This window comes from Paenibacillus sp. JJ1683, from assembly GCF_053006485.1.
Window position 1 is genome coordinate 3284160 of sequence record NZ_CM129820.1, and the last position, 21757, is coordinate 3305916.

Consider the following 21757-nt stretch of genomic DNA (forward strand, 5'->3'; position numbering starts at 1 on the left):
GATGCAGCGTGAAGCGGCATTTTTGTATTGGCTTTTTTTCATGTTACGAGTTTCATCTATTTCATATAAAAAGAGGTGCTGCACACATGGCAGACAAGGTATTAACAGTATGTCCTTACTGCGGAAGCGGTTGTCAGCTTCATTTGCTAGTGGACAAAGGACAGGTAATTGGCGCAGAGCCGGCTAATGGTCGTACAAATGAAGGAACATTGTGTTTGAAAGGACATTATGGGTGGGATTTTCTGAATGATCCACAGATTCTGACTGCACGCTTGCGCAAGCCCATGATTCGCAAAAATGGAGTCATGGAGGAAGTGGAGTGGAATGAAGCCATTCAGTATACTGCCGAACGACTGTCAGCAATTAAGGAAAAGTATGGTCCTGACTCTATCATGGGGACGGGCTCCGCACGCGGTCCGGGAAATGAAGCCAATTATGTTATGCAAAAATTCATGCGGGCAGTCATTGGCACCAACAATATTGATCATTGCGCTCGTGTATGCCACGGCCCTTCTGTAGCAGGTTTGACTTACTCGCTCGGGGACGGGGCTATGTCCAACTCTATTCCTGAAATTGAACACTCTGATCTCATATTCGTATTTGGATACAACGCGCCCGAAACGCATCCAATCGTCGCAAGACGCATCGTAGCAGCCAAGCAACGAGGTGCCAAAATTATTGTATGTGATCCACGCATGACTGAAACGGGCCGCATTTCAGATATGTGGCTACCTCTAAAAGGCGGCTCGAACATGGCTTTGGTGAACGCTTTTGGTCATGTGCTAGTGCATGAAGGGCTGTATGACAAAAGATATGTGGAAGCAAACACAGAAGGCTTTGCCGAATACGTAGATAGCATTAAAAAATATACGCCCGAATATGCAGAAGGCATCACAGGTGTCAAGGCGGCTGACATTCGGGCGGCTATGAGGGAATATGCCAAGGCTCCTACCGCTACAATTCTGTACGGAATGGGTGTATGTCAATTTTCACAGGCTGTTGATGTGGTAAAAGGGCTCGCTTCCCTTGCCCTACTGACCGGAAATCTGGGCAAGCCAAATGTAGGTATTGGACCTGTACGTGGACAAAACAATGTTCAGGGCTCCTGCGACATGGGTGCATTACCTAATGTGTATCCTGGTTACCAGGATGTCATTGACACCGCAGTTCGCAAAAAGTTTGAAAAAGCATGGGGTGTTGAGCTACCGCGTAAAAAAGGATATTCACTTACAGAAGTACCGCATCTCATTCTGAAAGAGAACAAGCTGAAGGCTTATTATATTTTCGGCGAAGACCCTGTACAAAGTGATCCAAACGCTGCCGAGCTGCGTGAAGCGCTAGAACAATTGGAATTTGTCGTGGTGCAGGATATTTTCATGAACAAAACGGCGCTGCACGCGGATGTCATCCTCCCTTCTACCTCTTGGGGCGAGCATGACGGGGTGTATTCTTCGGCAGATCGGGGCTTTCAGCGTATCCGTAAGGCCGTCGAGCCGCAAGGTGATGTAAAGCCTGACTGGGCCATCATTAGTGAGGTTGCTACCGCCATGGGCTACCCTATGTCCTATGCGAACACAGAGGAAATTTGGGATGAAATGCGAAGCCTCAGTCCTTTATTCGCTGGTGCCAGCTATCAGAAAATGGAGGAACAAGGCGGCGTGCAATGGCCCTGCCCTACAGAGGATCATCCAGGTACACCGTATTTGTACAAAGGCAATCAATTTTCCACACCTAGTGGTAAAGGACGATTATTCGCCTGCGAATGGCGTCCGCCGCAAGAACAGCCGGATGCAAAATTCCCGCTTGTCTTATCTACAGTCCGTGAGGTAGGCCATTATTCGGTGCGTACGATGACTGGGAATTGCCGTGCATTACGCCAGTTGTCTGATGAGCCTGGATTTATTCAGATTAGCCCAGAAGACGGAGCAGATCTGAATATTCTGGATGGCGAAATTGTTGCCATCTCCTCCCGTCGGGGACGCATCATGGCGCGGGCACAAATTAGCGACCGTGTGCAACAAGGTGCGACCTACATGACCTATCACTGGTGGGTCGGAGCATGTAACGAGTTAACCGCCGATTTTCTCGATCCGGTATCCAAAACCCCAGAATTGAAATACTGCGCCATCCGGTTGGAACGGATTGCCGACCAAGCGCAGGCTGAACGTGATGTACATGAATCGTACCAAAAGATTCGCAGACAGATGAACGTCCAGGAAGCCATTCTAGCTGACAAGGTGACAAGATGAGCGGCGTACGAAACACGCTGAACCGTTCGACGAGCAGAATGGGTTCAGCCAATAGAACAAGTGCTGTTGCCTCCTCTTTCGTCGTTGCGGATGGCGGGCAATGTATTGGCTGCAAAGCCTGCGAACTGGCGTGCTTTGCCGTTCACGGTCAGGCGAGCGGCATAGGCGCTTCGATCGGAACCGTCAGCGTGCCTGTGGTGCCCAAGGTGTATGTAGTGCGAGCTGGGGATACGTACGTGCCGGTGCAATGCCGGCATTGTGAGAATGCCCCCTGTGCACATGCCTGTCCGGTGCAGGCCATTCGTCAGGAAGACGGCGTAGTCATGATTGATGAGGAACGATGCATCGGCTGCACCTCCTGTGTTTTGGCCTGCCCCTTCGGGGCAATCGAGGTGTCTCCGGTCTATCGAGCCGGGCACGTTATCACGCAGTCCGGCCTGACTCACCGTGCAAATCGAACCGCGCTTCCCCGCACTGCGGCAAGCAAATGCGATCTGTGCGCGGAAACAGAGAACGGACAGCCTGCTTGTGTAGAAGCCTGTCCAAATCATGTGCTACGGCTGGCCAATGGTATATCCGACTCGCCTCCAGAGCCTCGGCGGGAAGTCTTTTTCCCACGCCTGTAAGGTCAAAATCAGCCGCAGAAAGGTAGAAAAACATGTCAACAACAGACAAGATCTCTTCGCCTCCTTGTATGAGGACGTCTGATTCTACAGACCCCGTCATTCATATTGACCCAACGCTCTGCACTGGATGCAGACGCTGTGCGGGTGTTTGTCCGGTAGATGCCATAGAGGGACTGCCTGGAGAACCTCAAACCGTGAACGCAGACCGCTGTGTTATTTGCGGTCAATGTGTGCAAATATGCAGCGTATACGCCTCAGATTGGGCAGATTCATCTCCACAGGCAGCCGCCATCAGACGACAGGAACGTATACGTGAACGCGATATGCCTGCCGACATCGGCGAACCGCTATTTGCTGCCTATTATAGCTATAACCTGAATAAGGTAGCTGACATGATGAAGAAGCCAGGACAGCTTCGAATCGTGCAGTGCGCCCCAGCCATTCGCGTGTCACTCGCAGAGGAATTTGGTATGCCGTTTGGTACCCTGACGCCCGGCAAAATGGCCGCTGCCCTTCGTCGCCTCGGTTTTGATCGAGTATATGATACGAATTTCGGAGCTGATGTAACTATCATGGAAGAAGGCACTGAGCTGATTCGCCGCGTAACCGAGGGTGGACCGCTGCCGATGTTCACATCCTGCTGTCCAGCTTGGGTCCGTTTTGCCGAGATTGAATACCCCGATCTGCTAGACCATCTATCCAGCTGCAAATCGCCAATGCAAATGGTGGGAGCGCTGATCAAGACCTATGGTGCACAGCTGGATGAGGTGGAACCTGCGAATATTTACAGCGTCGCGATCATGCCATGTACCTGCAAACAATTTGAATGCGATCGTCCCGAAATGGAATCCGACGGTTATCGTGATGTGGATGAGGTGCTGACCACGCGTGAGCTGGCATACTGGATCAAGCAGCGCGGCATTGATTTTATGAACCTGCCTGATGAAGAATTTGATGCACCGCTAGGACAATATTCAGGCGCAGGCACTATTTTTGGGGTAACTGGAGGAGTTATGGAAGCTGCCATCCGCACAGGCTATGAGCTGCTGACGAATGAGAAGCTGCCCAAGCTCCAGCTGGATTTTGTCCGTGGCGAGGAAGGCATTCGAGTAGCAGAGGTACAGGTAGGCGAGCTGCAGCTCAAGGTGGCGGTCGTCGCTGGACTCCAGCATGCCTACCAACTCCTGGATCGTGTGCAGGCGGGTGAATGTGATTACCATTTTATTGAGGTCATGGGCTGTCCAGCCGGCTGTATCAGCGGAGGAGGGCAACCCAAGCTCATGTTGGAGAAACAAAAAATCGATGCTTATCGTGCACGTAAATCGTCCATCTATGGACACGATGCTGCATCTCAGGTGCGCAAATCGCATGAGAACCCTTTTATCATCAAGCTGTACGATGAATTTCTGGGTGAGCCGCTAGGTCATGTATCGCACCATCTGCTGCACACGACCTTCCAAAAGCGTGGACCCGGCAAGCAGAGCCGTAGCAATGATATGCCCGTCAAAGGGCATAACGATTATTCCATTCATTAGTGCGCTCAACACATAAGTATGATCATTAGAAATTATATTTTGCTGTTAGTTAGAGAGGAGTCGAGTTGTATGAATCGCTTTGTTTTAGCTGATCCCGATCAGTGTATCGGCTGTCGCACCTGTGAAATCGCCTGTGTTATCGCACATTCGCCGGAGAACCCTTTTATCTCGCCAGATGACGAGTTTCATTTTCACCCTCGCCTACAGGTGATCAAATCATTCGGAGTCACTGCACCTGTTCAGTGTCGTCACTGTGAGGATGCTCCATGTGCTAATGCCTGTCCGAACGGCTCCATTACGAACGCAGACGGCTGCATTCTTATTAATAGCGAAAGCTGCATTGGCTGTAAAACCTGTATGATCGCCTGCCCTTACGGTGCGATTACCATGGTGCCTCAATACAGAGACGGGCAGCCGGTCGTGCAAGACGGACTGTACACCAATGTGTCGGGTCGTTTGCAACCTAAAGAACGCATGATTGCCAGCAAATGTGATTTGTGCGAAGGTGTGGACGGCGGACCGGCCTGTATTGGAAAATGTCCAACTCAAGCCCTCAAGCTGGTCGAGCCAGATCTGGTTCATGCCCGGGTTGAGGAAAAACGAGCTGCAAGTGCACGTCAGCTGCTGCATATGACACGCATTCCGGCGACGGGTCTATAACATGACTCCGTCTTCTCCTCTGGTCAAAGTTATGCGGACCGAACGGGATGCACTAGGAGACATGGAAATTCCTATGGATGCCTTGTACGGTATTCATACCGCACGTGCGATGAACAATTTTGCAGTCAGCGGCAGGCCCGTGAACAGAAATCTGATTCACGCTCTTGTGTTGGTAAAAAAAACCGCCGCTCAAGTGAATGGTGAGCAGGAACGATTACCTGCCCACCGGGTCTCTGCCATTGTAAATGCCTGCGATGAATTACTCGCCGGACGGCATCAAGATATGTTTATCGTGGATGCCATGCAAGGCGGCGCAGGCACCAGTACCCATATGAACGTAAATGAGGTCATTGCTAATTTGGCCATTGTACAGCTGGGGGGGCAGCCAGGACAATATGAGATTGTACATCCGCTGGATGATGTGAACTGCTGCCAATCTACGAATGATGTATATCCGACGGCGCTACGAATTGCAGCGATACGCCTGCTGCGCCCTTTGTGTGACACGATGTCTTCGTTACAAAATGCTTTACAGCAAAAAGAAATAGAATATGCCGACCTGCTCAAGCTAGGCCGCACACAGCTAATGGATGCCCTGCCTATGATGGCCGGGCAAGGCTTTGCCGCATACGCAAAAGCTATAGGGCGTGACCGTTGGCGCCTCTATAAAGCCGAAGAGCGGCTACGAGAAATCCCTATTGGAGGCACGGCGATTGGCACAGGTATGAATGCGCCTCGGGCTTACAGCTACCGGATGGTCGAAAAGCTGGCGGACGAGACTGGATTAGGGCTATGCCGTAGCGACCACCCCATGGACCCGATTCAAAATATGGATGTCTTCGTCGAGGTGTCAGGTCTACTTAAATCCGCCGCGGTAAATCTGCTCAAAATATCTAGCGATTTTCGTCTGCTAGCCTCTGGTCCTTTCGGTGGTATCGGTGAATACATGCTACCTCCGGTCCAAGCTGGTTCCTCTATTATGCCTGGCAAGGTCAATCCGGTGATGGCAGAAATGGCCGGATTGACAGCGATGCGTGTGATGGCCGAAGATGCGGCTATCACGATGGCTGCTGCCTCTGGACAGTTGGAGCTGAACGCGTTCCTGCCGTTGATTGCCGAATCGCTGCTGGAATCGCTGCATATTCTCACCAATGCCGTTCAACTGTTCGAGGAACGGTGTGTGCGCGGTCTGATCGTACAGGAGGAACGCTGCTCTGCTAATCTGCACAGCTCAGCTGTGATGGCCTCCGCGCTGGTCGCTGAGCTTGGCTATGATGAAGCTGCTTCCATTGCATCAGCAGCCATTGCACAGGGTCGCACACCAGAGGATATTGCAGAGGATCGCGGTCAGCTGACCCGTGCGCGGATTGACCAATTGTGCCATCCCTATACCGTAACCAAGCCCGGAATTCCGGGGCAGGAAGAAGGAACTCACCATGGGAATGAATGATACCCCAAGAAGTAACCGACCACATATCGTTCTGCTTGGTCGCCGAAATGCAGGCAAATCCAGCATTCTGAACGCCTTGACCGGCCAGCCCGCCGCTGTGGTATCACCTATAGGAGGAACGACTACGGACCCTGTTTTCAAGCCGATGGAGCTACTTCCTGCGGGTCCCATTGTTCTGGTGGATACCGCCGGACTGGACGATGAGGGTGAGATCGGGGAGCTGCGCCGCAACAAAACGTTAGAAATACTTAATAGTACAGACTTGGCTCTGCTGGTCATCGACGCCACTGTTGGAGTCGGACCATTCGAGTACGAGCTGCTCGAAAAGCTACGCACCAAAAAGATTCCTGTCATTGGTGTACTGAATAAAATAGATACCCTTGCTGAATCAGATCCAATGGCTGCAACGCTGGAGACCGAATTGAATCTCGCACTGATTCCTTTCAGTGCATCTATACTCCGGGGTGACGCAGAACTGAAAAAGGCCATCACAAATACACTCCCCCAAAACGAAGATCGCTTCCGTATCGTAGGTGACCTGTTGTCACCCGGCGATCTGGTCGTGCTGGTGGTTCCCATCGATAAAGCGGCACCAAAGGGACGATTGATTCTGCCGCAGCAGCAAACGATCCGTGATACGCTAGAGAGCGATGCCATCGCTGTCGTGACCAAAGAGCATGAGCTACGTTTGACGCTGGAGCGACTGGGACGCAAGCCCAGCCTCGTCATTACCGATTCACAGGTCTTTATGAAAGTTGCGGCCGACACGCCCAAGGATATACCACTTACCTCTTTCTCCATTCTGTTTGCCCGTCACAAAGGCGATCTGGACGAACTGGTGCGAGGAGCAAGAGCTATTGAACGCCTCAAGGATGGAGACCGTGTGCTCATTGCGGAAGCCTGCACTCACCAATGTCAATCTGACGATATTGGTCGAGTAAAAATCCCTCGTTGGCTGCGTCAAACGATAGGTAAACGCCTCATTATTGAGCATGCATCCGGCTCTAGCTTTCCTGATGATTTGAGTGAATATGCATTGGTTATTCATTGCGGTGCCTGTATGCTCAATCGGCGTACAATGCTTCACCGAATGTCTGAAACGAAAGCGTCCGGCGTGCCGATTGTGAACTATGGTGTGTTTATCGCTTATGTCCAGGGGGTCTTCCCCCGGGCTATTGAATGCTTTCCATCTGCTATGCTGGCCTGGGAGCAAGCCGCTAAAGCAGGAAGTTATTCTTAAAATCTCGTCATTAATATTCTTTTCTCTAGACATACAAAAGCAGCCGCGCTGATTCCAACGCGACTGCTTTTTATTTTCAAATGCTATTATTATCAATTGCTAAAAATACAAATCGCGCTCGCCTGCTTCTAATCGTTCAAGTCTGTCAAGCGTCAAACGGCGCGTTGATTCACGTGGTATACGCTCCAGATTTTCACGCAGAGCAGCAGCTCCCAATTCACGTGCTTCCTCATCCCCATAATCCAGCAGATATTCTTGGAAGGTCAGCAGCGAATTCGGCTGGCACACATTGTGAATTTGTCCGGATTTGGCAAGTTCCATGAAGCGATCTCCGGTTCGTCCCTCACGGTAGCAAGCTGTACAGTAGCTTGGCATATATCCGCCACGGCACAAACTTTTAATAATTTCCGATGGAGAGCGATGGTCTCCCACCTCAAATTGAGGCTTATCTTCCGTCTCCTGTTTTGCATAGGCGCCTACGCCTGTAGCTGATCCAGCACTAATCTGTGACACGCCTAAACCAATGACACGGTCTCTATATTCCGGCTCCTCGCGCGTAGACAGGATCATCCCAGCATAAGGGACAGCCAGTCGAAGAACGGATACAATTTTCATAAAATCATCGTCGTTGACCAGGTACGGATATCGCTCCAGATCTACATTTTCAGCCGGACGCAATCGTGGAACCGAGACCGTGTGAGGCCCGCAGCCAAAGGTTTCTTCCAAGTGCTCTGCATGTTTCAGCATGGCTACTGTTTCATACCGGAAATCATACAAGCCATACAACACACCGATCCCCACATCATCTATACCCGCACGCATAGCCCGGTCCATTGCGGTGGTGTGCCAATCATAATCCCGTTTGGGTCCCTGCAGATGAAATTTGCGATAGCTCTCCCGATGATACGTTTCCTGAAATAAAATATACGTACCAATACCCACCTCTGCCAGCTTCCGATAGTCCTCCTCGGTTGTAGATGCAATATTCACATTAATCCGCCGAATGCTGCCGTTATCTACCTTGACCTCATAGATCTGGCGCAGACAATCGACGATATAATCAATGGGACAATGGACTGGGTCTTCCCCCGCTTCTAATACAAGTCGCTTGTGTCCCAGTTCTTGAAGCACTCTAACCTCCTCCACCAATTCCTCCGGGGTCAGGCGGCTACGCGCAAAGCTATCATTGGTATGCTTATACCCACAATATTCGCAGTTATTAACGCAGTGGTTGCTTACATATAAAGGAGCGAACAACACAATCCGGTTGCCATAAATCTGCTCTTTGACGGCCCGCGAAGATTTGAACATCTCTTCCAATAATTCAGGATCATCTACATGCAAAAGAGCCGCCGCTTCACTTGCATTCAGCCCGCGGCAGGCTCTACCCTTTTCTAAAATTTCCAAAATGCGTTGTCGATTTGTTGCCTCTTGTTTCCCCTGCTCCACTGCGGCCATTATCTCTGCTTCATTAATAAAATCTGCCGACACTTTCTCCCGTACTCCACTCACGTATACCCATCTCCTTATTTATGGTTACTGCAATGTTTCCGTCACGTTCTCACACGGTCCCCTGTCTCATAAGCTGTCGTTGCACTCTCAAACTATCGCCGCGCCCCATATCGACTTCAAATCCCGCTCCACGGATTCGCAGCTCCAAGCAATGTCTACATTGGGCAGACTCATCGCCCAAACATATTTTATTCTCATAAATCGCATACTTAGGCCTCACCGCCAGTGGCGACAAATTAGGCATCACCACATTCGCTCCCGCCTGAAGCGCCTTCTCCCTTCCCTGGGGATGAATCGTCCCCATGGCCGTGGATGCCGGAATAAGCGCATCTGGAACGACCAACCGGGATAATGAAATGATATCAAGTGCCTTTTCCATGCTCCCCTGGCTGGCCTCACGAAGCGGCGTATTGCTATGTGGTAAAAAGGGGCCAATTCCGATCATATCTGGCGACAGGCTATGCAAATAGACCAAATCATCTGCTAATTCACTGTTCGTTTGTCCCGGCAATCCCACCATACATCCAGCCCCGATCTGAAAGCCGATCCGTTGCAAAGCCAGCAGCCGGCTACGCCTGCTTTCGATCGTCATCGTCGGATGCAGCTTGGCGTACAAACTGGGTGAAGCTGTCTCATGCCGGAGCAAAAAACGGTCCGCGCCCGCCTCGTATAGTTGCTCATAAGTTTCGTCATCCCGTTCACCGATGGACAATGTAACCGCCACATCTGCAAAACGGCTTTTAATTTCCCGAATTAGTTTCGTCAGCCGGGCAGCCGTAAACCAGTAATCTTCCCCACTTTGCAAAACAAAGGTCCGATAACCCAGTTCATACCCCTCCGCGCAGCAGGCCAGAATTTCTTCCGGCTGCAAACGGTAACGGTCTGCCTGTTTATTCGAAGCACGCAGCCCACAGTACATGCAATCCTGACGACATATACTTGAGAATTCAATTAATCCTCGTAAAAAAACACCTTTGCCATAACGCTCCAATTTGGTGCGAGCTGCCAGTTGGCGCAGTTGTGCTCGTAGCGTCGGCTCACTATCCAGACGTGTCAGCAGCTCCGTCATTTCCGTATGCGTCCATTCCTTGCCATCAGCCAGACGCAGTAATAATTCGTCCGTGACTCATCCCTTCTTCCCTCGTCCATCCGGACTTTACATCATCAGTGGCTTATATCGTACATGTATTATTCTAGCAACATCAGAGAGAATATAACGTGACTAGTTTCACAAAAAATCCCATTTTCTGAGAACCAATTTCATTCTCACCTTAAAAACTACATATTCATCTCTACACACAAAAAAAGCTGTTCCTCCGTTATAGAAGAAACAGCTTCTCTCGATAGGTCTATTTATCACTGAATCAAATCAATCGCCTGCTGGGGTACAAAATAATCAACGCCGTTAAATACGACTACACCGTTGAGCGTAGAATTTTTACCATTCAGTGTAGCAATATTTTTGTATACTGGAAGCTCCAGCTTGTTACTGCCTTTGGTCACCGTAATGACTTTCGTGTCCGCAGTAAACTTGGCTCCTTTAGCTTCAAAAGCGGCTTTTGCAGGAACAAACAGTTGCTTGCTGACTGTATCCAAATCCAGTCCAAGTACACGTGTCATATACTTATTTACATCTGTATTGTCGATGACACCGGATGGACGGTCACCGTTCGGCGCGTACGTGTACAACACGACATCACCCCCTGTGTGTCCACCTGTAGTCCAGCCAATATTGGCGCGTTTGCTAATAATTGGTCCGACGGCATAGTTCATGCTGCCTTCTTTGGCATCTTTAATTGTTTTTACTTCTTCGTCTGACAAATCGGTGATGCCAAAATACGTGGAAAGCACCTCTTTAATATTGCTGCGATCTGCATTCAGCTTGGATTCCAAGCCTTCACCCGTCAGCTTCGCTTTTTTCAATGGATCTATAAAAGAAGCTAAAGGCGTTTTGTCATAATTGCTAGTTGTATCACTGCTACCAATCGTCAATCCACCGTTTCCGTGGTCTGTCACTGCTACGACGACAGTATTTTGGTTTTGCTTGGCGTAATCAAGAGCAACCTTCACTGCATCGTCAAATGAAAGCACGTCACTAATAATTCCCGTTGGATCATTAGCATGTGCAGCCCAATCCACTTTACTGCCCTCTACCATTAAGAAAAAGCCTTTATCATTTTTGGATAACACATCAATGGCTTTCGTTGTCATTTCTGCCAAGCTAGGTTCCTTCGATGCATCGCGATCCAGGTCATATGCAAGAGCTTCAGGAGAAAAGCTGCCCCAGAGCTTGCTGGAGGTCGAATTTTTCAGCCCTTCAGGTGTTGTGACAAAATCATAGCCCTGGTCTTTAATTTGAGCAATTAAATCTTGGCCGTCCTTACGCCCTGCTGGCTCCAAAAACTTGCCGCCTCCACCTAACACAACGTCAACTCCGTTGTAGGCTTGTTGCATGCTGAGTGCATCATAATTTTTGCGGTCAGGATAATGTGCGGTAAAATCAGCTGGTGTCGCATGCATAATCTCCGAAGTAGCAATAATTCCGGTTGATTTCCCTGCTAGCTTGGAAGCCTCCAGAATGGAAGCTACAGGCTTTTTGGCGTCACCTGCTGCGATCGGTTGCTGTCCGGGCATCGTTGCTTCATCTGGAAGAACGCCTACATACCCAGTATGTGATTTATGTCCTGTGGCAAAAGCTGTACCCGCCGGAGCAGAATCGGCAATCGGTGCATCCGCAGAATGTGTACGCACCATCCCGCTTGCCATGCTGTCTAACGTTAAGGATGATCCTTTGTACCATCTAGCCAATGCAGTAGCGTCATTAGCCATGCCGTCTGGAATCAGAATAATTACATTTTTAATTGTCGTGTCCTTCTCGACTGCCATCGCTGTCCCGCCGCTTACGGTTAGCATCATCGTCGCTAGGAGTGCAGCTACCGATTTTTTCGTATGTATCCCCCAACATTTTAGCATTCATTTTCCTCCCAGACCTTTTTTTTGTACAACCAGAACTAAGATTAATTATGTTTTATCAGGAGAATGTTAAGGGAATTAATTATCTATATTAAAAGACTCTATTTGTGAATAAACGCTTCATCTTATATAAAACTTGTGACACATGAGATTCGTTAGGATTGGGCATTTAATTTTATTATTGTATAATCAGTCTATGATGTAATAGGAAAAGCTTATAAGATAAGGAGCATAAAATTCGATGGAATTCAGACAGCTTCAGTACACCCTGCAAATTGCAGCGGAAAAAAACTTCTCACGCGCAGCAGAAAAACTGCATATCGCTCAGCCTTCGTTGAGCCAGCAATTGTCCAAACTGGAAAAAGAGCTTGGGGTACTGTTATTTCAACGCAACACCAGCACGGTGGAACTAACACATGCCGGAGCAAGCTTTGTGGAAAAGGCAAAAAAAATAGTCGACGCGGTGGAACAGCTCCGACAGGAAATGGACGATATCTCTCAGTTGCGAAAAGGGAAGGTCGTCGTTGGCAGTATGCCTATCACGGGCTCCCATTTGCTGCCACATGTGCTGCCTGTATTCAAGAGGGCTCATCCAGACATTGAAATCGTGTTAGTCGAAGATTCATCCATGAATCTGGAGAAAAAAACGGCAAGTGGCGATACCGATCTCAGCCTGCTCTCTCTTCCCCTAGTAGAACCTACACTTTCTTATGTACCCATCGGTGAAGAGTGGATTGATCTCGCTGTTCCTCCAGGTCATCCCCTAGCCCTGCGTAAAAACGGTAATCAGCCGCAGCCAGTGCACATGGAAGAACTTAAAGACGAGCCTTTTGTCGTCCTGAAAAAAGGGCAAGGCTTCCGCAAGCTGACGATGGATCTGTGTCATCAGGCAGGCTTTGAACCTAATGTGGTGTTTGAAAGCACCAATATGGAGACACTCCAATCGCTCGTAGCGACAGGTATGGGAGTGACGCTCGTTCCCCGTTTTATCGCCCGCGCCGCCAGCAGCGAGTTTGTTCCAGCATTGCTGCCACTAGCCGAACCTACCCCCAGCCGTACTCTGGCGATTGCTTACCGGAACGGACGTTATTTGTCTAAAGCTGCCGAAGCTTTTATTGATACCTTCCGAGAAACGGTCAAGCAACTTTCTCAAAAGTAGCATCGAACGTGAAAAGGACCGTCTTCCTCCCCAGCCCAAGCCAGAGAGGAAGACGGTCCTGGGGCTTCGCCCCTATACTTTCAATACGGCATTTAGATCACGGGTTCGATTACACTGTTGCGATTGCTTCCCTCTGTCTTCAACGAACCACATTTCATGTTCATTTGAAATCCATGTCAGCCTCGCCTGATTACTCTACACTTGCTCGGAAACTCCACTTTATCCATCCCGCATCACTTCTTTCCTTAAGGTCTCTAGTCTTGGTATCCAAGAATGTCCTACCTCAGTTCCAATGTGCTGTGTGATCCCAAAGTGCCTGTCCTCGCCTTGTTGTGATCAGGGTCTCCCTACATGGGGGGGACTTTTATCCTGATCATAGCCCATTTCAAAGTTGTTTCCGACAACCTGTCTATTTAAGCCTCTCGGCCGTGACAGGCCATCCCTATTCGCCAGTTCGGATCTACTTTGGTTATCCATCGTTATCAACCTCCTGGTGTCGGGATACTATTATAATACACCTATGGGCTGTATCTGAAACAGATTCAACAATTTTTTTATCGGGATGAACCAAATGCTTGCTGCACGTCGGATTCACTCACTTGTGTCTTAATAACCAGTTTCGAAGGATCTTGAGGCGAATATATCACCTCTATAATACTTCCCTGTTGCAGTTTGGATAGTTGGGAAGAAAAAACTTCCTTTTGCGTGGTTACATTAAATGTTTCGCCATTGCTTTTCGTCACCGCTAGTGTAAATTGAAGCTTAATTTTATCGGGTCCCGCTTCCCCCATGGGTGTAACATCCAGTATCTTCGCGTAAGCCTGCTCACCGGTTTTGGCGATTTCCATCAGCTCAGGCGAGACGCCCTGCTTGACCATCTGCTCATTCATTAATGCTTGCAAATCCATTTGCGACACCTGACCTTTCAGGTCAAGACCTACCTTCATTTTGTCTTTCTCAGATACGATCAACGGAATGATCGAGCCTGGCTGAAATTGAGCCATGGAGGTCAAAGGAATAATCGTCGTCAAGGCAGTATCATATTTATCTTCACCCTGTTTGGTTACGGTCAACCCGAGCTTTACCTGTGGCTGATTGTTTACATAAGTCCCTGTTTGTTGAACACTTGTAATGATTCCAACCCCCGGAACACCCTTCTTGACTTTACCGCCACCAAAAAACAAACCTAAAATACCCGGTAGAAATATAAGCGCAAAGCCTGTATAAATTAACGGCCGATACCACGGGGCTTCCATAATTAAAAATGGATCATCCCATAAATATTCAGCCAGAAAAGGCGAAAATCCTACCCCAAACACCAGAAGTACCCCGATCAAACTCAAAAATCCTTTCATTCTCCAAAACCCCTTTTTCAATCATTTATTTAAAAAAATGTGCTCGCAAGAATGGTGAAACGCCCGCCAATCATTTACGCTGTCACCAGCCCCATATAAATCAGCTCTGATGGATTTGCCGGATTGCTACCCAGACCCACCACATCTCCAGGTCGCGGAATTTGCAGCTTAGATACGAGCGTTTCCAGCGTTTTTTGGTATTGATTGCCGCTAACTTCCGTCACATCTAGTACAAGCACCACAATCGGATCAAAATTCACGAGCTTCCCGGTATCTGTTACCGAAATCACAACCGCAGTTGCTGCCATCGCCAAGCCTCCGTTAGCCGCCGTTTGAGCTTGTCTTGCCGAGTTTAAGCTCTGGTTGATCTGTTCCCGATGCTCTTTGGGGACCAGACCTTTCATAAATAATCCGGACAAGCCCTTATTCATCAGTTGATCTGCATGTTCTATCGCATCCTGCTGTTTTTTCTTCTTACCGAAAAAGTTCATCATGTGGTTGCACCTCATATTTTGTATTGTTGTACCTTATGAATTCAGTATAGAAGACGGTATCCAACACCACAATACGTTTTGACGCATACAAAAAAACCGAAAAAACAGCAGCTTTAAACTGTTTTTTGTCGGTTTAGTTTTGAGCTTTGGGGCGGTTTGCACAAAATTTTGCGCACTTCAGAGCATTCTTTTGCACGATCATCTGAATGTTTTGTGAAAAACGAGTGCATTCAGCCTATTTTTTACGCAAAAGATAGACCAGTTTACGATAATACGCTGATGATTCTTTATAGCGACGACTGTCCTCGGATACTACAGCCAGCGTTTCATATAGTTGCTCAAGCCGCGCTGGATGCTGGAGAGTTTCAAAATAAGGCAAACATTGCAGAGCATGCGTCCAAAAAGCATCCTGTTTTCCCTGGGCAAGCGCAAGCTGGCTTTCATAAAAATCAAGCCCCATTTGCTGATCCGTTGTCAGATTAGTTTTACGTAGCTGATCCAGATGCTGTGAGAGCAGTCCCCAGTTTTTTCGGGTAAATGCAATCTCACAACGGTATATCAGCGTAACGGGCAGCATCATTTGTTGCATTTCCTCTCGCTCCCGACTCACCAATGCTTCAAAACGCACTACTTCCTCCAAGGCCTTATCCAGCTCGCCAATCGACGTCAGCATAATAATCCGATTGTTCAGGATCGTCGTAAGCATATCTGCCGCATTTTCCAAATAGACCAAATTCGCCTCCGCCATAGACAACGTTAACAGTGCTTCCTGTACAGAACCCATAGCAAAGCAATATCCGCTATAAGTCACGTACAGGCCCGTCAGACGGTGAAAGAGCCGATCATCATATACCCTGCGCATTGTTTGCTCAAACACCTGTTTGGCCTGATCAAATTGCTTGACCTGAATGCAGGCCTCCATCATAATGTTTTGCGCATTCAGCCAGTTTTCGGTTCCCTCATCCACCAGGCGGATGAGCTGCGTAACGTTATTTAGTACATCATAATAATGATTTTTAGAGCGGAAATATTGAATTTTATAAAATAAAATTGCTTTTTTTAGTGGTGCGGGCAACTCCACCTCATCCGAGCGACCAAACCTCTCCAAATAAAAATTCAAATAGGTTTGATGCAAATATTCATAGGCTGTTGGATCATTTAGCTGCTGGAAATAAACAGCCTTCATCAAATAAGTCGTCATTTCCACCACGAGCGAATCGTTGCGATCCTCCAACTGATCCACATAGCTTTCCGTAGCGGGATTAGCCAGCTTGGACAGCTCTGTGAAAATCGTATCCGCTGTAGCCAGCGTCTCCTCATCCTCTGCCGATGCACGTAATAGGTAGGAAGATTGTACACCTAGACGTTCAGCAATTTGCTCAGCTAAATCCTCAGCCAGCGGGTAACGGTCAGCCAATATATTCGCAAAATGTGCAGGTGTAACTAATCCGTCTACTAACTCTTTACGGGATAGGTTTTTCTTTTTACACAAAAATTCAATGCGTTCCTTAAGCATGGATTATCCTTTCTATACTGACTATCGGTCATACAGCAGGGGACGCCGATCTTCAAACACTGGAATACGCCCACGCACGTCCTGAACCAAGGCAGACTCAATTGAGCCTGTGAGAATCTCCTCCTGCTCTCCGCCCTCGGCAATCATTTCTCCCCATGGATCAATGATGAGCGAATGCCCGAAGAAATCGGTATCTCCACTACGACCTACCCGGTTACAAGCAATGACATACATCTGATTTTCAATAGCCCGTGCGGTCAGCAGGGTACGCCAGTGGTGAAGCCGGGGATGAGGCCATTCTGCAGGTACGATCAGCAAATTTGCGCCAGACAGGGCCAGACTGCGAGCCAGCTCAGGAAAACGGATATCGTAACAAATTGACGCCCCAGCCTGTATTCCACCATCCAGTGCGAATACAACTTTCTCCTCGCCAGGCTGTAAATATTTCTCTTCATCCATAAGTCGGAACAGATGAATTTTAGAATACGACGCCACTTCTTTGCCTGTACGGTCAAAAACGAGCATCGTATTGTATACATGACCGTCGCTTTTTTTCTCTGCGATCGACCCTGCTACTACATTCACTTGATAAGTGGCGGCAAATGCCGCTATCCATGCCCGAGTCTCCGTGCCTTCTTCGTCCGCCAGCTCATGAATGCGATCCAAGGCATAACCTGTATTCCACATTTCCGGTAGAACAATCAGATCTGGCTTTTGTTCGGCCTTTACCGCTTGTTCCATTAAAGAACGGATATGATTGTGGTTTTCGGGAGGATTTCCTATCTCTATATGAGCTTGTATAAGTGCCACACCGAATGGCTGAGCTTCCTGATACGTCAAAGTTCTTCATCCTCTCTATGAGCCGGAACTTTTCCCGTGTCCCATTGTCCGGTATTTTCTCCCATCATAGCCCGATTAGTCTGGGTTACGCAACCATACAAGCTCAATTCCCCCTATACAACTCGGTAAAATCGTGATAGATTGTTTCTTAAACTATTCCAAAAGGTCGTGTACATTGATGACTCATTTTTCTATTCCCTCGGCTGACGTCATGAAACAGTTACCCACTCAATTTTTTGCCACACTTGTACAAAATGTAAACCGTGAAATTGCAGAAGGGCATGATGTCATTAATCTCGGACAGGGAAACCCGGACACTCCTACTCCATCTCATATTGTAAAAGCTTTGCAGGAATCAGCGGATAACCCGCTGTATCATAAATATTCTCCTTTCCGCGGCTACAGCTTTCTCAAAGAAGCCATCGTCCAGCGCTATCAGGAGGATTACGGTGTAACGCTTGACCCGGAAAGCGAGGTCGCCATCCTGTTTGGCGGAAAAACAGGCTTGGTTCAGCTACCGCAAGTTTTGCTCAATCCCGGCGATGTGTGTCTCGTCCCTGATCCCGGCTACCCGGATTACTGGTCTGGCGTAGCCTTGGCTAAAGCGGAAATGTCATTTCTCCCCTTAAAGGAAGAGAACCGTTTTCTGCCTGATTATGAAGCCATTGCCGAAGAAGATCGCCGCCGCGCCAAATTAATGTTCCTTAATTATCCGAATAATCCCACTGCGGCAACTGCCCCACTCTCCTTTTACGAGGATACGGTTGAATTTGCGCTACGTAACGGTATTGTGGTTGCCAGTGATTTTGCCTATGGCGCTATTGGATTCGATGACAAGCGGCCTGTAAGCTTCCTACAGGCCGAGGGGGCTAAGGATGTGGGGATTGAGTTCTATACCTTGTCCAAAACATACAACATGGCCGGCTGGCGTGTTGGTTTCGCGCTCGGTAATGCCAAGATCATCTCGCTGATTAATTTGCTACAGGACCATATTTATGTAAGCCTGTTTGGAGGTATTCAGGCAGCAGCGGCGACAGCTCTGACGTCCTCACAGGAATGCGTAACCGAGCTGGTTGCTCGCTATGAATCACGCCGCAACGCTTTTTATGATGCCCTTGGTCAAATAGGCTGGAAGGGGACGCGTCCAAGCGGCTCCTTCTTCAGCTGGTTGCCTGTGCCGCAGGGCTATACTTCGGCTTCTTTTGCTGATCTGCTACTGCGTGAAGTCAAGGTAGCTGTCGCTCCAGGGATTGGGTTCGGTAGCGGCGGCGAAGGATATGTGCGAGCAGGACTTCTGAGCTCAGAAGCCCGACTGGCCGAGGCGGCTGATCGAATTGGCAAGCTAAACCTGTTTGGTTAAGCCGTATTTTCCAGCTACAACTTCTTTGCCAAACCTAGTCTTTTCGTGGTATTCTGTATCCAATATCATTTAGCGCGTTGAAGGGACTACTAAGAGAGGCTCAGTCCTGTTCAGAGAGTAAATTCCGATAGGCTGCAAGAATTTACCTGGACTCTCTCCCAACTCCTATCCCCGAGCGCCCTGCGCAATCAGGCGGTTCCTGCCGTTAACAGGTTTTAAGTGGGATGATCATGAATCATCAATGAAGGTGGTACCGCGGAAGCACAAACTTTCGTCCTTTGCATACAAAGGATGGAAGTTTTTTTGCATTAAAAAGAGTAAAATTAAGGAAGTGGACGTCTTGTCAACACGTATCGTCATTAAAATCGGTAGTAGCTCCCTGACTGGAGTGGAAGGTGGTCTGAATCGGGAAGCCATCGCTTATTTTGCTAGGGAAATCAGCTTGCTTCGTGCAAAAGGCCATGAAGTGCTGCTGGTTACATCAGGTGCTGTAGCTGCCGGATTTCGGGAGATTGGGTATCCCTTTCGGCCCAAACTGCTGCATGAAAAGCAAGCAGCAGCTGCCGTCGGCCAAGCTCTTCTCATGCAAGCCTATGAGCAGGCTTTTAAAAATTTTGACCTCGTAATCGCGCAGGTTCTGCTGACCCGTAGTGACTTTCTGAGCCGCAAACGGATGAACAATGCCGGAATGACTGTAGAAGAATTGCTGCGCCAGCAGGTTATCCCGATTTTTAACGAAAATGACACCGTATCGATTGACGAATTGAAATTCGGCGATAATGATATGCTGTCTGCACTAGTTGCCAATCTGGTCAAAGCCCAGCATTTGATTATCATTACGGATACCGATGGCGTATATACGGCTGACCCGCGCAAACATCCAAACGCTGTACGTTTTGAACGTATCGAGGAAATTACAGAGGAGATTTATGCATTAGCCGGAGGTTCTGGATCAGCAGTAGGAACTGGCGGCATGCGATCCAAAATCGAGGCTGCCAAAGTGGCTACACGCGGCGGTGTGCCTGTATATGTGGGACGGGTAAGCGAAAATGGTGATCTGGACGCAGCCGTCGAAGGACACGGACCGGGCACTTATTTTGATACTCACCTCTCCTCACTGCCGATGAAAAAACAATGGCTTGGCTTTATGTCCACCCCTCTGGGCTCGGTGCATGTAGACCAAGGGGCCGAAGAAGCGTTAGTACACGGAGGACATAGTCTGCTTCCGGTTGGCGTACGACGTGTCGAAGGCAGCTTTCATGCTGGAGATGTCGTTGAGGTACTGGGACCGGAAAATAAGGTATTAGGACGCGGCATCGTCAATTATGATGATGAACAGCTTAAAATGGTACAAGGTTTACCTAGCGGTGAGGTTGTGGGCAAAATTGGTCCCATCCATCGGCTTGAGGTGATCCACAGGGATGAATGGATTACATTATGTATGTAGGGAGGCCATAATATGAGTGATTTAACGACAAACACAGCAATAACAGAGGATAACCAGTTCAGCGAAGTACGAACCAAAGCAAGTCTCGCGAAAAAAAGTGCCGGGGTTATGAACCGACTGACTACAGCACAAAAAAACGAAGCATTGCTTGCTATGGCTGAAGCTCTAGTAAACCATGCAGAAGAGCTGATTGCAGCGAATCATATGGACTTAAAACGTGGTCGGGAGTTGGGAACGTCGGAATCGCTGCTCGACCGCCTCAAGCTGACCGAGGAACGAATTGAAGCTATTGCTGAAGGATTGCGGCAAATTGCGGCACTACCTGATCCGGTCGGCGACACGCTTGAGCAAATTGAACGTCCAAATGGTCTGCGGATTGAGAAAATACGTGTACCGCTGGGTGTCATCGGAATCATATATGAAGCGCGTCCAAATGTGACTGTGGATGCAGCGGGTCTGTGCTTGAAAACAGGCAATCCGGTTGTGCTGCGCGGGGGTTCGGCTGCTCTCTCCTCCAACCGCAAGATCATTGAAGTGCTTCAGCAGGCGCTAGACGCAACAGCCGTGCCACGCGAGGCGCTTCAACTCATTGAAGATTCAGACCGTGCCTCCGTCAGCGAAATGCTCACCTTGAACGGCTTGCTGGATGTGATTATTCCACGCGGCGGGCGTTCACTCATTCAAAATGTTGTTCAGAATGCTACCGTGCCTGTCATCGAAACCGGGGCTGGCGTATGCCATACGTTCTTGGACGCTACAGCGAATGTAGAAATGGCCGAAGCGATTACACTCAATGCGAAGGTACAAAGACCGTCCGTGTGCAACTCAATGGAAACACTGCTCGTACACTCGGATTATGCCCAAGCACATTTAACAGGATTGGCTGAACGTTTTCGTGATGCTGGGGTTGAGCTGCGCGGATGTGCACGGACACGAGAACTAGCTCCTTGGGCTGTCTCTGCGACGGAAGAGGATTATGGCACTGAGTACAATGATTACATTTTGAATGTAAAAGTCGTAAACAATTTGGACGAAGTACTGGAGCATATTGCCCGGTATGGCACGATGCATTCAGAGTGTATTGTTACTGAGAATAAAGCTCATGCTGAGCGTTTTCTGCAAGAAGTGGACGCGGCAGCCGTGTACCACAATGCATCCACCCGCTTCACGGATGGCTTCGAGTTTGGATTTGGTGCCGAGATCGGAATCAGCACACAAAAATTACATGCCCGCGGCCCTATGGGGTTGCCTGCCTTGACTTCAACCAAATACCGCGTGTACGGTACTGGACAAATCAGGGAATAATATCATAAATCAATCCGTATCTTTGGAGGTATGAAT

General features: G+C 48.8%; 18 protein-coding genes. 10 read left to right on the plus strand and 8 right to left on the minus strand.

Annotation, left to right across the window (positions count from 1 at the left end; genetic code table 11):
• The first annotated feature begins 86 nt into the window (after positions 1-86).
• From fdhF to hydF, 6 genes are all read left to right on the plus strand, one after another.
• Positions 87-2249: a formate dehydrogenase subunit alpha gene (fdhF, locus tag ACUC6J_RS13980; RefSeq protein ID WP_019687824.1), complete on the plus strand. Its 2163-nt coding sequence runs from the start codon at positions 87-89 to the stop codon at positions 2247-2249.
• A gap of 38 nt (positions 2250-2287) precedes the next feature.
• On the plus strand, positions 2288-2875 hold the full coding sequence (locus tag ACUC6J_RS13985; RefSeq protein ID WP_256620844.1) for a 4Fe-4S dicluster domain-containing protein: 588 nt from the start codon (positions 2288-2290) through the stop codon (positions 2873-2875).
• Positions 2876-2907: 32 nt separating this feature from the next.
• Complete coding sequence (locus ACUC6J_RS13990) at positions 2908-4410, plus strand: [FeFe] hydrogenase, group A (protein WP_225164766.1); 1503 nt, start codon at positions 2908-2910, stop codon at positions 4408-4410.
• A 69-nt stretch (positions 4411-4479) separates the two neighbouring features.
• Positions 4480-5070 carry a 4Fe-4S dicluster domain-containing protein gene (locus ACUC6J_RS13995; protein ID WP_016822146.1) on the plus strand — a complete coding sequence of 197 codons (591 nt, stop codon included), beginning with the start codon at positions 4480-4482 and terminating at the stop codon, positions 5068-5070.
• A gap of 1 nt (position 5071) precedes the next feature.
• Positions 5072-6520, plus strand: coding sequence for an aspartate ammonia-lyase (locus ACUC6J_RS14000; protein WP_447249001.1), 1449 nt, complete (start codon positions 5072-5074; stop codon positions 6518-6520).
• Complete coding sequence (gene hydF / locus ACUC6J_RS14005) at positions 6507-7760, plus strand: [FeFe] hydrogenase H-cluster maturation GTPase HydF (protein WP_447249002.1); 1254 nt, start codon at positions 6507-6509, stop codon at positions 7758-7760. The genes ACUC6J_RS14000 and hydF overlap by 14 nt, the downstream gene beginning before the upstream one ends.
• 99 nt (positions 7761-7859) lie before the next feature.
• Here hydF and hydG read toward each other — a convergent pair whose 3' ends face one another.
• The 3 genes from hydG to ACUC6J_RS14020 form a co-directional block, all read right to left on the minus strand.
• Positions 7860-9272: a [FeFe] hydrogenase H-cluster radical SAM maturase HydG gene (gene hydG, locus ACUC6J_RS14010; RefSeq protein WP_016822149.1), complete on the minus strand. Its 1413-nt coding sequence runs from the start codon at positions 9270-9272 to the stop codon at positions 7860-7862.
• A gap of 49 nt (positions 9273-9321) precedes the next feature.
• Positions 9322-10374: a [FeFe] hydrogenase H-cluster radical SAM maturase HydE gene (gene hydE / locus ACUC6J_RS14015; protein WP_256620845.1), complete on the minus strand. Its 1053-nt coding sequence runs from the start codon at positions 10372-10374 to the stop codon at positions 9322-9324.
• Positions 10375-10628: 254 nt separating this feature from the next.
• Positions 10629-12245, minus strand: a complete 1617-nt coding sequence (locus ACUC6J_RS14020) for an alkaline phosphatase (RefSeq protein WP_019687829.1) — start codon at positions 12243-12245, stop codon at positions 10629-10631.
• Positions 12246-12486: 241 nt separating this feature from the next.
• Here ACUC6J_RS14020 and ACUC6J_RS14025 point away from each other — a divergent pair, with 241 nt between their 5' ends.
• Positions 12487-13404, plus strand: a complete 918-nt coding sequence (locus ACUC6J_RS14025; protein ID WP_017427573.1) for a LysR family transcriptional regulator — start codon at positions 12487-12489, stop codon at positions 13402-13404.
• Positions 13405-13740: 336 nt separating this feature from the next.
• Here ACUC6J_RS14025 and ACUC6J_RS14030 read toward each other — a convergent pair whose 3' ends face one another.
• The 5 genes from ACUC6J_RS14030 to ACUC6J_RS14050 all read right to left on the minus strand — a co-directional run bounded on the left by ACUC6J_RS14030 (position 13741) and on the right by ACUC6J_RS14050 (position 17609).
• Positions 13741-13881 (minus strand): hypothetical protein, encoded by a 141-nt coding sequence (locus tag ACUC6J_RS14030; protein ID WP_016822153.1) that lies wholly within the window; start codon positions 13879-13881, stop codon positions 13741-13743.
• 77 nt (positions 13882-13958) lie between these two features.
• On the minus strand, positions 13959-14759 hold the full coding sequence (locus ACUC6J_RS14035; protein ID WP_025365098.1) for a hypothetical protein: 801 nt from the start codon (positions 14757-14759) through the stop codon (positions 13959-13961).
• 74 nt (positions 14760-14833) lie between these two features.
• Complete coding sequence (locus ACUC6J_RS14040) at positions 14834-15253, minus strand: hypothetical protein (protein WP_193190995.1); 420 nt, start codon at positions 15251-15253, stop codon at positions 14834-14836.
• Between the two features lie 235 nt (positions 15254-15488).
• The gene (locus ACUC6J_RS14045; protein ID WP_430100701.1) at positions 15489-16769 is read right to left on the minus strand and encodes an XRE family transcriptional regulator; all 1281 of its coding nucleotides are present in this window, start codon (positions 16767-16769) and stop codon (positions 15489-15491) included.
• 21 nt (positions 16770-16790) lie between these two features.
• Positions 16791-17609, minus strand: coding sequence for a carbon-nitrogen family hydrolase (locus ACUC6J_RS14050; RefSeq protein WP_016822157.1), 819 nt, complete (start codon positions 17607-17609; stop codon positions 16791-16793).
• A gap of 178 nt (positions 17610-17787) precedes the next feature.
• On the opposite strand from ACUC6J_RS14050, the gene ACUC6J_RS14055 reads away from it, so the two are divergent.
• From ACUC6J_RS14055 to ACUC6J_RS14065, 3 genes are all read left to right on the plus strand, one after another.
• Entirely contained in the window at positions 17788-18969 is a 1182-nt protein-coding gene (locus tag ACUC6J_RS14055) for an aminotransferase class I/II-fold pyridoxal phosphate-dependent enzyme (RefSeq protein ID WP_447249003.1), read from the plus strand.
• Positions 18970-19210: 241 nt separating this feature from the next.
• Positions 19211-20416: a glutamate 5-kinase gene (gene proB / locus ACUC6J_RS14060; protein WP_016822160.1), complete on the plus strand. Its 1206-nt coding sequence runs from the start codon at positions 19211-19213 to the stop codon at positions 20414-20416.
• A gap of 12 nt (positions 20417-20428) precedes the next feature.
• Entirely contained in the window at positions 20429-21721 is a 1293-nt protein-coding gene (locus ACUC6J_RS14065) for a glutamate-5-semialdehyde dehydrogenase (protein ID WP_016822161.1), read from the plus strand.
• Positions 21722-21757 lie beyond the last annotated feature (36 nt).

Excerpts from the sequence above, each read along its gene's own strand:
- ACUC6J_RS13990 (WP_225164766.1), top strand. The coding sequence starts at position 2,908 with ATGTCAACAACAGACAAGATCTCTTCGCCTCCTTGTATGAGGACGTCT.
- proB (WP_016822160.1), top strand. The coding sequence starts at position 19,211 with ATGAAGGTGGTACCGCGGAAGCACAAACTTTCGTCCTTTGCATACAAA.
- ACUC6J_RS14030 (WP_016822153.1), bottom strand. The coding sequence starts at position 13,881 with ATGGATAACCAAAGTAGATCCGAACTGGCGAATAGGGATGGCCTGTCA.
- ACUC6J_RS14000 (WP_447249001.1), top strand. The coding sequence starts at position 5,072 with ATGACTCCGTCTTCTCCTCTGGTCAAAGTTATGCGGACCGAACGGGAT.
- ACUC6J_RS13985 (WP_256620844.1), top strand. The coding sequence starts at position 2,288 with ATGGGTTCAGCCAATAGAACAAGTGCTGTTGCCTCCTCTTTCGTCGTT.
- ACUC6J_RS14025 (WP_017427573.1), top strand. The coding sequence starts at position 12,487 with ATGGAATTCAGACAGCTTCAGTACACCCTGCAAATTGCAGCGGAAAAA.
- ACUC6J_RS14020 (WP_019687829.1), bottom strand. The coding sequence starts at position 12,245 with ATGCTAAAATGTTGGGGGATACATACGAAAAAATCGGTAGCTGCACTC.
- ACUC6J_RS14035 (WP_025365098.1), bottom strand. The coding sequence starts at position 14,759 with ATGAAAGGATTTTTGAGTTTGATCGGGGTACTTCTGGTGTTTGGGGTA.
- ACUC6J_RS14045 (WP_430100701.1), bottom strand. The coding sequence starts at position 16,769 with ATGCTTAAGGAACGCATTGAATTTTTGTGTAAAAAGAAAAACCTATCC.
- ACUC6J_RS14055 (WP_447249003.1), top strand. The coding sequence starts at position 17,788 with ATGACTCATTTTTCTATTCCCTCGGCTGACGTCATGAAACAGTTACCC.
- ACUC6J_RS14040 (WP_193190995.1), bottom strand. The coding sequence starts at position 15,253 with ATGATGAACTTTTTCGGTAAGAAGAAAAAACAGCAGGATGCGATAGAA.
- ACUC6J_RS13995 (WP_016822146.1), top strand. The coding sequence starts at position 4,480 with ATGAATCGCTTTGTTTTAGCTGATCCCGATCAGTGTATCGGCTGTCGC.
- ACUC6J_RS14065 (WP_016822161.1), top strand. The coding sequence starts at position 20,429 with ATGAGTGATTTAACGACAAACACAGCAATAACAGAGGATAACCAGTTC.
- hydF (WP_447249002.1), top strand. The coding sequence starts at position 6,507 with ATGGGAATGAATGATACCCCAAGAAGTAACCGACCACATATCGTTCTG.
- fdhF (WP_019687824.1), top strand. The coding sequence starts at position 87 with ATGGCAGACAAGGTATTAACAGTATGTCCTTACTGCGGAAGCGGTTGT.